Genomic DNA, 12,538 nt, shown 5'->3' on the forward strand with positions numbered 1-12,538 from the left:
GTCCCGGGTCCACACGTAGACGCCGTCGGGGGCGTCGGCGAACCGCTCGATCCGGCGGGCCAACCTGGAGTCGTGCTGCGCCGCGGCGGCGTCGACCGCTTCGGCGAGCGACGACGGCGACGGCCCCTCGAGGCGCCCTCCCATGCCGCAGAGGCCGAGGCGCAGGCCGCGCTCGACTCCGCCACCGTCGGGCACCCGGTCGTCCCGCGACCGCATCGGGGCCCGGAAGAGGGGGACGTCGTCGTCAGGGGACATCGGTTCTGCTCCTGTTCGCGCGGCACCGTACCCGTCATGGTGCCTGTCGCCAGTCGCCCCGGCAGTGATCCAAGGCAACTCGGCGCACGACAGGTCGAGGTTGCGACGCGCGATCACGGGGACGTCAGGACGGGTGTCGAGGTTCGCGTGGTCCCCGGGGAGATGAGATGCGGTAGACGAGAATGTCCAGTCGGACCCCTGAGGGGGAGTTGGTCCCTCGGACCAGTTGAAGTGGTGCCACAAGCGAATCGCCCAAAGCGAGGCGGATGCCGGTAACAACTGTTAAGAATGCTTTCACTCTACGAAAGGCATTCCGTGCGCACATTCTTTGCTGCCGTCCTAGTTGCCCCGCTCCTCCTGGCCGGATGTGGGGACACTTCCGAAGAGGCGGACACCACGACATCGTCGTCCACGGCATTCCGAACGACGGCACCCCGAACGACGACCACAACGCAGACCACCTCTTTGCAGCGTCCTACCACCGCAAGCAGCGAACCGGCAACGCGCGCAGTCACGCAGGCCCCCCAGCCGCAGCCCGAGCCCTTACCGGAAGAGTTCCGGCCCGCACTTGCGCCCGAGCCTCCGCCGGTACAGTCAGCGCCGCAGCCGCAGACATTTGCACCGGAGCCGGTTCCTGCGAGCGCTTACTACGCAAACTGCTCCGAAGCCAAGGCTGCCGGGGCCGCGCCCCTGTACCCGAGCAGCCCCGGATACAGATCAGGTCTGGATAGAGACGGAGACGGCGTCGCCTGCGAAAAGTAGTGATTCGCGGTAGGCCGTAAACGGATTTGTCTGGAAGGCCGGAGACCGGCTCACCTAGTACTGGCGGGCTGCCCTGTCGTTCGGGGTTCGGCGGGCGAGGGACCACCTCGGGACGGAGCCCTGAGCAAGGTTTCGACGTCGACGAAGAACGCCCCTGCGGACCGATGGCCCGCAGGGGCGTTCTGCTCAGAAGATGCCCTCGGAGCTCGTCACTTCAGCTCGGCGCTGGACAGGTCGAGCAGTCGCCGCGCGATCACCAGCTGCTGGATCTGCTGGGTGCCTTCGAAGATGTCGAGGATCTTGGAGTCGCGCGACCACTTCTCCAGGAAACTGCGCTCGGAGTAGCCGTAGCTGCCGGCCAGCTCGACCGCGCCCAGGGTCACGGCGGAGCCGGTGCGCCCGGCCTTGGCCTTGCACATCGACGCCTCCTTGGTGTTGGGCATCTTGTTGTCGGCCATCCACGCCGCCCGCAGGGTGAGCAGATACGCGGACTCCCAGTCGGCCTCGAGCTCGAGGTACTTGGCCACCGCGGCGGGCTGGCTGGTCGCGGGCCGGTCGTAGTCGATCTCCAGCCCGGCCTCCTCGAGCAGCGCCCGGATCTCCTCCAGCGCGGCACGCGCGACGCCGACCGCCATCCCCGCCACGAGCGGGCGGGTGTTGTCGAACGTCTGCATGGCGCCGGCGAAACCCTTGTCCACCCGGACCTCGGGATCGCCCAGGAGGTTCTCCTTGGGGACCCGGCAGTTGTCGAAGGTGATCTGTGCGGTGTCGGAGGCGCGGATGCCGAGCTTGTGCTCCAGCCGGTCCACGTTCACACCGGGGTGCTCGCGCGGCACGACGAAGGACTTGATGGCCGCGCGGCCCTTGCTCTTGTCGAGGGTCGCCCACACGACGATGTGGTCGGCCCGGGCACCGGACGTGATGTAGATCTTGGTGCCGTTGATCACGTACTCGTCGCCGTCCAACCGGGCGGTGGTGGACACCGCGGCGGAGTCGGAACCGAACTCGGGCTCGGTGATCGCCATGGAGGCCCAGACCCGTCCGAACCTCTCCATCTGCTCGTCGTTGGCGACCGCGGCGATCGCGGAGTTGCCCAGGCCCTGGCGCGGGATCGACAGGGTGAGTCCGACGTCCCCCCAGCACGTCTCGATGATGTTGAGGAGCGACTTCATGTTGCCGCCGTTGGACACGCCCTCGCGACGCGGCGCGCCGCCCGACCCCATGGTGGCACCGGAGGCGGCCTGCCCTGCGTCCTCCATGGCCTCCATCATGGCCTTGAGAGTGTCGAGCTCGACGGGGTACTCGTGCTCCGCGAGGTCGTACTTGCGGGACACGGGACGGAAGATCTGGGTGGCGACCTGGCGGGCCTGGTTGGCGCCCGCCTCGAGCCGCTTGGGGAGTTCGAGGTTGATCATCGTCAGAGTTCCTTAGTCCGGGTGGGGCGGGTGGCGGGGTGGGTGGTGATCACAGGACCACCACTCCCTCGGCCACGCCCACGGCGCGCAGGTCGCGGTACCAGCGCTCGACGGGGTGTTCCTTGGTGAACCCGTGGCCACCGAGCAGCTGGACGCCGTCGAGCCCGATCCTCATGCCCTTGTCGGCGGCGATCTTGCGGGCCAGTGCGGCCTCGCGGGCGAAGGGGAGTCCCTGCTCGGCGCGGGACGCCCCACGCCAGGTGACCAGGCGCATGCCGTCGAGTTCGGTGGCCATGTCGGCGACGGCGAAGGCGACCGCCTGGCGGTGGGCGATGGGCTCGCCGAACGCCTGGCGCTCCTTGACGTACGGGGTCACGTAGTCGAGGACCGCGTGCGAGGTGCCCACGGCGAGTGAGGCCCAACCCAGGCGGGACAGGCGGATGACGTCGGCGTAGGTGGCGGCCCGGTCCTCGGGGGAGGAGTCGGGGCCACCCAGGACGGCATCGGAGGGCAGCGAGACGTCGGTCAGGACGAGGCGTCCCAGGCCCGCGGCTCGCAGGCCCATGGACGGGTCCGCCTCGACCACGAGACCCTCGGTGTCGGACTCGACCACGAAGAGCGTCGGGGCGCCGTCGAGGGAGGCCGCGATGACGAAGAGCTCCGCGCTGCCGGCGGTGGGCACCATCGACTTGACGCCGTTGAGCGTGAAGCCTCCCGGCCCGCGGGTCGCGGTGGTCGTGAGCTCGAACGGGTCGAAGAGCGGGCGGGGCTCGGCCACCACCACGGCGGCCGCCGGGGTCTTCTCGGAGGCGAAGGCCGGAAGATAGCTCTTCTGCTGCGCGTCGGACCCGAACTGGGTCAGGGTGGTGGCGACTCCGGAGGGCGCCAGGATCGGCAGGGCCAGCCCCATGTCGCCGTACGCCAGCGCCTCGGCGACCAGGGAGTTGGTCACCACTCCGCGCTCGGAGGCGATGCCCTCGAACTCCTCGGGCACGTTGAGCATGGTGGCGCCGATCTCGGCGGAGCGCTCCAGCAGCGAGGCCGGGGCCTCGGCGGCGTGGTCGGCGTCGTGGGCGGCCGGCCGCATGACCTCGGTGGCGAAGTCCCGGACCGTCTCGACGATCATCTGCTGGTCGTCGTCGAGGGTGAGGTCAAAGAGGTCGGGCCTCGACCCGGAGTCGGCGTCCGGCAGGCGCTTGGGCGCGCCGGATCCGGAGACCTTCTTGAAGGACTTGGTGGCGGCGCCGAGGGTCTTGAAGCCGGTCTTGGTGGCCTCGTAGGTGACCCGGTCGACCTTGTGGCGCAGGTTGAAGCGCTCGGCGAACTCCGACCCGGTGATCGTCGTGAGCGCGCGCATGGCGGCTCCGATGGCGTCGATCCTCGTGGGGTTCTTGCCCGGAGTGGAGGTCTCCGCGCGTCCGGTCGTGGACGGGGACGTCGAATTCTTGCTCATCATCACCAGCTGTTCTCGTGACGGACGGTGGACGGTGCTGTCGACGGACATCTTACTTCGGAGTAAGTTCCGAGCGCCACACTTTCCCCTCAAATCGTCTCGAGTGCAGGTCAGGGCGTCTAACTCAGCCCCGGAGAAGCGCTACCGCGTCCTCGACGGCCCCGGGACGGCCCGCCACGAACCAGTCGTAACCGTTCACCTCGACGGTCGCGCAGAGCCCGCCGGCGCCCTCGACGAGCGCCCGCCCGGGGAGCCAGTCCCACTCCGGGCACGAGTGCTGGCACCACACCGAGTGGACGCCGCAGGCCACCGCCGCGAGGTCGACCGAACCCGAACCGAGCATCCGGATGGTCGCCGCGCCCCGGCTGACGCGGTGGAAGGGATCGGCGAGGTCGGGGTCGGCGAAGAACGGCGGGTGCAGATAGGTGGCCAGGCTCCCGGCGGCCAACGCACCGGGGGTGAGGCGGGTCACCGGGACGCCGTTGCGGCGGGTGGGGACGTCCGAACCTCCGACGAAGGTCTCTCCGGTGACGGGGCGGTGGACGGCCCCCAGGAGGTAGTCGTCCGGGCCGGTCACCGCGACGGCCGAACACCAGTAGTCGGAACCGCTGACGAAGTTGTACGTCCCGTCGACGGGGTCGACGACCCACCTGCGCTCGTGGCGCCCCTGGACGAGGGTCCCCTCCTCGCCGAGGACCCCGTCCTCGGGCCGGTGGGCGGCCAGGAGCGTGGTGATCTGGTGTTCGGCGGCCCTGTCCGCCTCGGTGACCACGTCGGACACCGAGGTCTTGTGGTGCACATCCAGTCCGTCGTCACGGAGACGTCGCGCCAGGGTCCCGGCGTCGACGACGAGCCGGGCGGCCAGATCTTCGTCCGCGATCGCCGTGACGGACTCGTCGGAGGGGTGCCGCCGGTGGCGGGTCTCAGGGGGCATAGGCTTCCTCCGCTGGTCCGCAGTGGCCCGCCGACCTCGTGCGGTAGCGGGTCCGTCCCCCGCGACGCTACCCCCGTCAGGCGACGGCGGGGCGTGCGGCGGACCTCGGGCGGGTGGCGGGTGGGCGAACACGAGGAGGACGCCGACCCGCGTAGACTCCGATGCCGTGCACCCCGACGTTTCCGCCGACATCGCCGCCCTCGACGCCACCATGACGACGGTCGAGAAGGTCCTCGACATCGAGGAACTCGCCCGTCGCGTCGACGAGCTGGAGCAGATGGCCGCTGACCCCGACCTGTGGAACGACCAGGAACGGGCGCAGAAGGTCACCAGCGAGCTCTCCTACATCCAGGCCGACCTGCGGCGGTGCCGTGAGCTCCGCCAGCGCATCGAGGACCTCCCGCTGATGTACGAGCTCGCGGAGGAGGAGGGCGACGGGGCCGTCGAGGAGGCGGACGCCGAGCGGGCGCAGCTCCGGGAGGACGTCGAGGCGATCGAGGTCAAGACGATGCTCAGCGGCGAGTACGACCAGCGTGAGGCCGTGGTCAACATCCGTGCCGGTGCGGGCGGTGTCGACGCCGCGGACTTCGCGGAGATGTTGATGCGCATGTACGTGCGGTGGGCGGAGAAGGCCGGTCACAAGGTCGAGGTCTACGACACCTCGTACGCGGAGGAGGCCGGGATCAAGTCGGCGACGTTCGTCGTCCACGACCCGTACATGTACGGAACGCTCTCGGTGGAGCAGGGCACGCACCGCCTGGTGCGGATCAGCCCGTTCGACAACCAGGGTCGGCGGCAGACGTCCTTCGCCGAGGTCGAGGTGCTGCCGGTGGTGGAGCAGACGGACTCGATCGAGGTCGACGAGAACGAGGTGCGCGTCGACGTCTACCGCTCGTCCGGCCCCGGCGGACAGTCCGTCAACACCACCGACTCGGCGGTCCGCCTCACCCACGTCCCGACCGGGATCGTGGTGACGTGCCAGAACGAGAAGTCCCAGTTGCAGAACAAGGTCGCGGCCATGAAGGTCCTGCAGGCCAAGTTGCTCGCGCGCAAGCAGCAGGAGGAGCGGGCGGCGCTGGACGCGCTCGGGTCGGGGGGGAACGCCTCCTGGGGTAACCAGATGCGGTCCTACGTCCTGCACCCGTACCAGATGGTCAAGGACCTGCGGACAGAGTTCGAGGTCAACAACCCGTCGGCGGTCCTGGACGGCGACCTCGACGGGTTCATCGAGGCTGGCATCCGGTGGCGGATGCGGGAGGGGGCCGACGCGGAGTGAGTCTGCAGAGTGATTTCAGTCCGATCCTGAGGTGGTTGGGCAACGAGGGCCTGGAGGTCGTCCTCCTCGTCCTCGGTGCGGCGCTGCTGACCCGGGTGATCGCCAAGATCGCGCGGATGTGGACGGGGCGGATAGACTCACGCCACGCCGGCGAGGAATTCTGGTCCGAGGAGTCCAAGCACCTCCACTCCCTGATCCAGGTGATCTCGTATGTCGCCGTGGGTGTTCTCTACATCCTGTTCGGGATCCAGATCCTCCTGCGCTTCGGCGTCAACCTCGTCGCGCTGGTCGCGCCTGCGACCGTCCTCGGTGCGGCGCTGGGCTTCGGTGCGCAGAAGATCGTCCAGGACTTCCTGGCCGGGTTCTTCGTCCTTGCCGAGCGTCAATACGGCTACGGCGACATCGTCGAGCTCACCACGGCGACGGGGGTGACGGCGGGAACCGTCGAGGACGTCACCCTGCGGATCACGCGTCTGCGGACCCTCGACGGTGAGGCGGTGATCGTGCCCAACGGTCAGATCGTCACCGCGGTCAACCAGTCGCAGGACTGGGCGCGCGCGATCATCGACGTCCCGGTGCCCAACAACGCCGACATGGACAAGGCCCACGAGGTCCTCGCAGAGGTCTGCCGCGAGATCCTCGACGACGAGCGGGTCGGCCAGTACATCCTGGATGAGCCCACCGTGATGGGAGTGCAGTCGATCCGCCTGGAGCAGACCGTGATCCGGTTGCTGGCCCGCACCAAGCCCGGCATGCAGTGGGAGGTCGGCCGGCGGATGCGCGCGGTCATCCTGCGCCGTTTCCGCGCGGAGGGCATCGTCCTGGAACCGGAGGCACTGGCCGCGATCCGGGCGGGCATGGTCCGCCCGCAGACCGGAGAGGGGAGCGCGTGATGGCCGAGCGCCGAGACGACGACACGACACCCGACGACCGCACACCAGACGACACGGCGGCGACGACCACGCGGGAACCCGTGATCACCAGCGATCCGCTGGGTCTCGGCGGGACCACCGATCCCGACGCCCCGTCCCGTCGCCCCCGACCGAAGGTCCTCTCGCTCCTCGGGGAGTTCTTCTCGATGTCGCGGACCACCGCGATCCTGCTGGTGACGTTCGTGGTGGTGGGCATCCTGTACTCGATGGTGAGGGAGCAGCCCGTCGTCGCCATCCGGACGCCCGCCCCACCCCCGGCGACCACCACGGAGGTCGAGCCGACCGCGCCGACGGGAACCCCCACGAGCACCCCCCCGACGGAACCGGTCACCGGGACGACCGTGCCCACGACGACCACGCCGACCGCGCCGACCGGGGTCCCCACGGGAACTCAGGCACCCGGGGGTCAGCCGACGACGTCCCCGGCCCCCGCTCGGCCCGGGACCCCGACCACGCAGCAGGCCCCGCAGGGGACCCAGACCCAACCCCAGACCGGGCAAGGGGGCGCGGCCGCCGGTCCGACCGCCGACGAGCAGACCTCGCCGTAGAGGCTCCGGGTAGCGAGGTGCCCGCCGCACGAGGCGACCCGAGTCGCCTCCACATGTTGCAGGAGTAACGCTAGGCTGCTCGTGTGATCAGTGCTTCCCATGTGACCAAGTCGTACGCGTCCTCGACGCGCCCGGCTCTGTCCGACGTGAGCGTCGAGATCGCCGAGGGCGAGTTCGCATTTCTCATCGGCGCGTCCGGGTCGGGAAAGTCGACGTTCCTGCGTCTGCTGCTCCGCGAAGACCGGCCCGATTCCGGGACCCTGGTCGTCGCGGGCCACGACCTCACCAGGATGAAGGCGTCGTCCGTACCCACGCTGCGCCGCTCGCTCGGTTGCGTCTTCCAGGACTTCCGCCTCCTGCCGAGCAAGACCGTGGCCGAGAACGTGGCCTTCGCGCTCCAGGTGATCGGCACCTCCCGCCGCACGATCGACAAGGTCGTCCCCGAGACGCTCGAGATGGTCGGACTGGCCCGTGAGGCCGGACGTCGGCCGCACGAGCTCTCCGGTGGCGAACAGCAACGCGTCGCCATCGCCCGGGCGTTCGTCAACCGGCCGCGGTTGCTGCTCGCCGACGAGCCGACCGGCAACCTCGACCCCGAGACCAGCGAGGACATCATGCTGCTGCTCGACCGGATCAACCGGACCGGCACCACGGTCCTCATGGCCACGCACGACCGCCACATCGTCGACCGGTCGCGGCGCCGCGTCGTGGAGCTGGTCGACGGGATGGTCGTCCGGGACGACGCCAGCGGCACCTACGGGGTGGGACGCTGATGGCCGCGCGGTTCATCGCGTCCGAGGTCGGGCAGGGGCTGCGCCGGAACCTGTCCATGACGCTGGCCATGATCATCACCACCGCCGTCGCGTTGGCGATGCTCGGCGCCGGCGTATTGGTGGTGATGACCGCCTCGGCCAGCCAGGCGAAGTACGACTACCTCAACGAGTTCCGCGTCTACGTGGACCGTCCCATCTCCATCGAGGACCCCGACTGCACCGCCGCGTGTGGCGAGATCCGGGGCCGGCTCGAGAACACGGCCGGCGTGGCGTCGGTGGAGTACAAGAACCCGCAGGAGACGTATGAGGAGTTCGTCGAACTGTTCTCCTCCACCGACCCCGTCCTCGTGGAGTCGACCTCGCCGGACGCCCTCGGCTCGCGGTTCACCCTCACACTCGACGACCCCACCCGGGCCGAGTCGGTGGCCGCGGAGCTGGAGGCGATCGCGGGGATCGAGGTCGTGCAGGGCCAGGGGGAGTTGGTCGAGCGCGTGTTCTCGGTCCTCGACGGCATCCGGAACGCCGCGTTCGCCGTCGCGGTGGTCCAACTCCTGGCCACCGTGTTGCTCATCGCCAACATGACGCAGATCGCGGCCTTCACCCGCCGGACCGCGCTCGGCATCATGCGACTGGTGGGCGCGAGCCGCTGGTACACCGAGCTCCCGTTCGTGGTGGAGGCCGTGCTCGCATCGGTGGTCGGTTCGCTGCTCGCGGTCGGCGGCCTACTGGGGGCCAAGGTCGTGTTCCTCGACAGGGTCCTGGCGGAGGCGTACCGGGCGAACCTGGTGGAACGGATCACCACCGCCGACATCCTGATGCTCGCTCCGGGTCTGATCGTGGCGGGCGCGGTCGTCTCCGCCCTCACGGCGTGGGTCACCCTGAGGGCCACGGTTCGGCAGTGATCCCGCGCTGATCTAGACTGGGGGATCTGCCCGACGGACGGACGAGGAGGTGAACCGGCGTGGCCAAGAAGAACAAGAAGAAGGGCGCGTCGACCCTCGGCCGCGACGGCAGCGTGGTCGCCAGCAACCGCAAGGCCCGCCACGAGTACTCGATCCTGTCCACCCACGAGGCCGGCATCGCGCTCCTGGGCACGGAGATCAAGAGCATGCGTGAGGGACAGGCCTCGCTGGTCGACGCGTTCGCGACCATCGACGACGGCGAGGTGTGGCTCCGCGGGCTCCACATCCCCGAGTACTCGCACGGGAGCTGGACCAATCACGCGCCCAAGCGGGCCCGCAAGCTCCTACTGCACCGGCGCGAGATCGATTCCCTCGTCGGCAAGGTGCGGGACGGCAACGCCACTCTGGTCCCCCTGTCCCTCTACTTCGTGAACGGACGGGTGAAGGTCGAACTGGCCGTCGCTCGCGGTAAGCAGGCGCACGACAAGCGGCACGACATCGCCAGGAGGACCGCCGAGCGCGAGGCCGTCCGCGAGCTCGGCAGGAAGATCAAGGGCATGCACGCGTGATCCGGTCGCGCAGGGGTGGTGTGGAGACGGACATCACCCTGGCGACTCGACCTCGGTCGGGGTAAGATCGGTGGTCCGTCGATGAGAGTCGGCGGTCCTGACGGGGCTGATGTGGTTTCGACTACGTGAGTTGACGCAGGGGAAGCGTGCCGGTGCAGGCCAGAGACCACCGTAAGCGTCGTGGCAACCAATTACGCGCCGATACCAATCAGCGCGACTACGCCCTCGCTGCCTGATAGCGAGCCCGTAGTCTGTCGGCCCGGGGTCGCCCTCGCCCCGGTCACCGGCATCATCTAGAGGGATCACCGGCTCACCCGGTCACGGGGTGGGTCGGGACATCCAACAGTGACTGGGATCGTCATCGCCGACATGTCCGCATGAGGGCGAGATCCGAGTAGAGGCCAACGCGGACTGCGCACGGAGAAGCCCTGCCGATGCTGCGGAGGACCCGGGTTCAATTCCCGGCAGCTCCACCATCGGGCCGAGCCCCCGGTCGACCATCGACCGGGGGTTCGGTGCATTTCGACGGTCCTCCCACCTGCCAGCACCTGCCAGCACCTGCCAGCACCTGAAAGAGGACTCAGGCGGCTTCGGTACCCTCGCTGTAGTCGCCGCTCGTCCCGAACGGGCCGACGATGTCCCAGTAGAGAAAGGCCCACGCCCACGTGAACGCCAAGTCCGCAGGCAACAAGAGCACCAAGGTGCTCCAGACCAAGAAGAACAACGGCATGCTGATCACGGTCGCGGCGCTGATCGCCGTCGCCGTATTGGTCCTCGGTGGCGTGGTGTGGATGGCCCAGCGAGGGGGCGAGGCCAACCCCATCACGTTCGGTGAGACGGCGGATGAGCTGATCGAGATCTCGGACACGGGCGTGATCACGGTGGGGGAGGAGGCCGCTCCGACGGTCCAGATCTGGGAGGACTTCATGTGCCCGGCGTGCGCCTCGTTCGAGAGGCAGTACGGCGTCCCGATCGCAGAGGCCGTCGAGGCCGGTGACCTGCGGGTGGAGTACCACACCCTCAACTTCCTCGACCGCCAGTCGGCCTCGGGCGAATACTCCACGCGGGCCATCGCCGCGGTCCAGTGCGTCGCTGCCAAGGACTCGATGCCCACCTTCTTCGAGGTCAAGAACGCCTTCTTCGCGCAGCAACCCGCTGAGGGCGGGGGCGACCGTTCCGCCCGGGAGCTTGCGTCCACGGCCGAGGCGGCCGGCGCGAACGCGGACACCGTCGAGTGCATCGGCAACGTGGAGACCAACGGCGGGATGGAGAAGGCCTCGGACACCGCCGACAACTCGCAGGACAGTATCCGTGAGGTCACCGACCGCGTCTCCACGCCCACCGTCGCCTACGAGGGTGAGGTCGTGGAGTTCGGCGACCCGGCCTGGCTGGACAACATCATCTCCTGACCCGGGTCGACGCGGATCGCCTCCGGCCCCGCCCGTCCAGGGCGGGGCCGGAGGCGATTTGGAGGGCCGAAGCGGGATGGTGTAACTTTGGTCGGGCCGGTCGCCGAGAGGTGAACGGCAGGAGAATGAGCACGGGGCTATGGCGCAGCTGGTAGCGCACCACACTGGCAGTGTGGGGGTCAGGGGTTCGAGTCCCCTTAGCTCCACCCGGAGGACCGATCCGGCGACGGACGGTTCGCACTGATAGGAGCCCGGCCACTGGTCGGGCTCCTATTCATTTCCATGGTGGGTGAGGGCGTGACCGCACGGCTATCCCTGCTGCGCGGCCCACTCGGCGACGCGTCGCGCGCTCTCCGACTCGGACAGGTCCTCGACGCGCGTCATGATCGACCAGCGCACGCCGTAAGGGTCCACGATCGAGGCAAACCTGTCGCCGGAGACGAACTCGCTCACCGGCTCGCGGACCGTCGCGCCGGCCCTGACCGCGCGGTCCACCACCTCGTCGACGTCCGCGCAGTACAGCCCGAGCGAGTAGCAGGCCACCCCTCCGGAGGGTGCGGGCACGAGCCCGTAGTCGGGGCTCGGCTCGCCGAACTGCAACCGGCCGTTGCCGAAGTCGAGTTCGGCGTGGACGACGACCCCTCCCATCTCCGTCACGTCGACCACCCGGGCGCCGAAGACCGAGGAATAGAATTCGACGGCCCCCTTCGCGCCCTCGATCGCGAGAAACGGAGTGAGGCTGGTCGAGCCGTGGGGGACGCCGTCGGTGGTGTGCTGCCCGGTGGCCCCGGTCCGGGGCGAGGTGGTGTCGGTCATGGGATGACCCTAGAAGTGCCCGCACTTTGATGGCTTGAAGATTCGCGACGTCAGTCGAGGCGGAGGAGTGAGGGAGGGGAGAGGATGTCGGAGCTCGCAGATCGGCGCGGAGTGCTCTACCCGGACCGGTTGCCCACCTTCCACCGCCAGGAGGCCCCGGTCGACCTGCGCGACCGCATCCGGTGGTTCTGGATCCCGCGGTGGAGTCTGCCGCCGGGCAGGACCTCCCGGCAGGAACTCCTTCCGTTTCCCGCGTCCAACCTCGTCGTCGAACCCTCCGGCGTGACCCTCTCCGGACCGACGACCGGCATCTCCCACCGTGACCTCAGTGGCAGCGGGTGGGCGGTCGGAGCCCTGCTCCGACCCGCCGGGTTGGCCTCCCTGTCGACCGCGCCGCAGGAGCTCCGCGATGCCGAGACACCGGTCGAGGCAGCAGAGTTGCATCGCGCCGTCGGCGCGGCGATGGGGGAGGCGGACGACGTCGTCGACCAGCC

13 protein-coding genes, 1 tRNA gene, 1 other RNA gene and 1 pseudogene are annotated in these 12,538 nt (G+C 69.1%); 11 read left to right on the forward strand and 5 right to left on the reverse strand.

From position 1 onward, the window contains the following. Positions 1-255 (reverse strand): annotated as a pseudogene (locus G6026_RS16920) (GAF domain-containing protein); the annotation flags it as partial. A gap of 288 nt (positions 256-543) precedes the next feature. On the opposite strand from G6026_RS16920, the gene G6026_RS16470 reads away from it, so the two are divergent. Next, positions 544-1,017: an excalibur calcium-binding domain-containing protein gene (locus G6026_RS16470; RefSeq protein WP_182613804.1), complete on the forward strand. Its 474-nt coding sequence runs from the start codon at positions 544-546 to the stop codon at positions 1,015-1,017. Positions 1,018-1,226: 209 nt separating this feature from the next. Here the strand turns inward: G6026_RS16470 and G6026_RS16475 are convergent, their stop codons facing one another. From G6026_RS16475 to G6026_RS16485, 3 genes are all read right to left on the reverse strand, one after another. Beyond that, positions 1,227-2,432: an acyl-CoA dehydrogenase family protein gene (locus G6026_RS16475; protein ID WP_107755977.1), complete on the reverse strand. Its 1,206-nt coding sequence runs from the start codon at positions 2,430-2,432 to the stop codon at positions 1,227-1,229. A 49-nt stretch (positions 2,433-2,481) separates the two neighbouring features. Continuing rightward, positions 2,482-3,888, reverse strand: coding sequence for an acyl-CoA dehydrogenase family protein (locus tag G6026_RS16480; protein WP_182613813.1), 1,407 nt, complete (start codon positions 3,886-3,888; stop codon positions 2,482-2,484). A gap of 121 nt (positions 3,889-4,009) precedes the next feature. Further along, positions 4,010-4,819 (reverse strand): inositol monophosphatase, encoded by an 810-nt coding sequence (locus tag G6026_RS16485; protein ID WP_182613805.1) that lies wholly within the window; start codon positions 4,817-4,819, stop codon positions 4,010-4,012. Positions 4,820-4,985: 166 nt separating this feature from the next. On the opposite strand from G6026_RS16485, the gene prfB reads away from it, so the two are divergent. The 9 genes from prfB to G6026_RS16530 all read left to right on the forward strand — a co-directional run bounded on the left by prfB (position 4,986) and on the right by G6026_RS16530 (position 11,434). Next, on the forward strand, positions 4,986-6,095 hold the full coding sequence (prfB, locus tag G6026_RS16490) for a peptide chain release factor 2 (RefSeq protein WP_017836577.1): 1,110 nt from the start codon (positions 4,986-4,988) through the stop codon (positions 6,093-6,095). Beyond that, entirely contained in the window at positions 6,092-6,988 is an 897-nt protein-coding gene (locus G6026_RS16495) for a mechanosensitive ion channel domain-containing protein (RefSeq protein WP_182613806.1), read from the forward strand. Before prfB ends, G6026_RS16495 begins: the two co-directional genes overlap by 4 nt. After that, a complete protein-coding gene (locus tag G6026_RS16500; protein ID WP_107755980.1) occupies positions 6,988-7,575 on the forward strand; it encodes a hypothetical protein in 588 nt (195 codons plus the stop codon). The genes G6026_RS16495 and G6026_RS16500 overlap by 1 nt, the downstream gene beginning before the upstream one ends. An 83-nt stretch (positions 7,576-7,658) precedes the next feature. Further along, entirely contained in the window at positions 7,659-8,348 is a 690-nt protein-coding gene (gene ftsE, locus G6026_RS16505) for a cell division ATP-binding protein FtsE (RefSeq protein ID WP_107755981.1), read from the forward strand. After that, positions 8,348-9,250 carry a permease-like cell division protein FtsX gene (gene ftsX, locus G6026_RS16510; RefSeq protein WP_182613807.1) on the forward strand — a complete coding sequence of 301 codons (903 nt, stop codon included), beginning with the start codon at positions 8,348-8,350 and terminating at the stop codon, positions 9,248-9,250. The genes ftsE and ftsX overlap by 1 nt, the downstream gene beginning before the upstream one ends. A 59-nt stretch (positions 9,251-9,309) precedes the next feature. After that, positions 9,310-9,819 (forward strand): SsrA-binding protein SmpB, encoded by a 510-nt coding sequence (smpB, locus tag G6026_RS16515; protein ID WP_107755983.1) that lies wholly within the window; start codon positions 9,310-9,312, stop codon positions 9,817-9,819. Between the two features lie 102 nt (positions 9,820-9,921). Further along, positions 9,922-10,295, forward strand: a transfer-messenger RNA (tmRNA) gene (ssrA, locus tag G6026_RS16520). A gap of 189 nt (positions 10,296-10,484) precedes the next feature. Continuing rightward, positions 10,485-11,228 (forward strand): thioredoxin domain-containing protein, encoded by a 744-nt coding sequence (locus G6026_RS16525; RefSeq protein ID WP_182613808.1) that lies wholly within the window; start codon positions 10,485-10,487, stop codon positions 11,226-11,228. Positions 11,229-11,361: 133 nt separating this feature from the next. Then, a tRNA-Ala gene (locus G6026_RS16530) sits at positions 11,362-11,434 on the forward strand. Positions 11,435-11,537: 103 nt separating this feature from the next. Here the strand turns inward: G6026_RS16530 and G6026_RS16535 are convergent. After that, positions 11,538-12,044 carry a VOC family protein gene (locus G6026_RS16535; protein WP_107755985.1) on the reverse strand — a complete coding sequence of 169 codons (507 nt, stop codon included), beginning with the start codon at positions 12,042-12,044 and terminating at the stop codon, positions 11,538-11,540. A gap of 84 nt (positions 12,045-12,128) precedes the next feature. On the opposite strand from G6026_RS16535, the gene G6026_RS17015 reads away from it, so the two are divergent. Next, a partial coding sequence (locus G6026_RS17015; protein ID WP_347238133.1) for a DUF6597 domain-containing transcriptional factor occupies positions 12,129-12,538 on the forward strand: 410 nt, incomplete at its 3' end.

This window comes from Dietzia sp. DQ11-38-2 (genome assembly GCF_014145055.1).
Lineage (GTDB): Bacteria > Actinomycetota > Actinomycetes > Mycobacteriales > Mycobacteriaceae > Dietzia.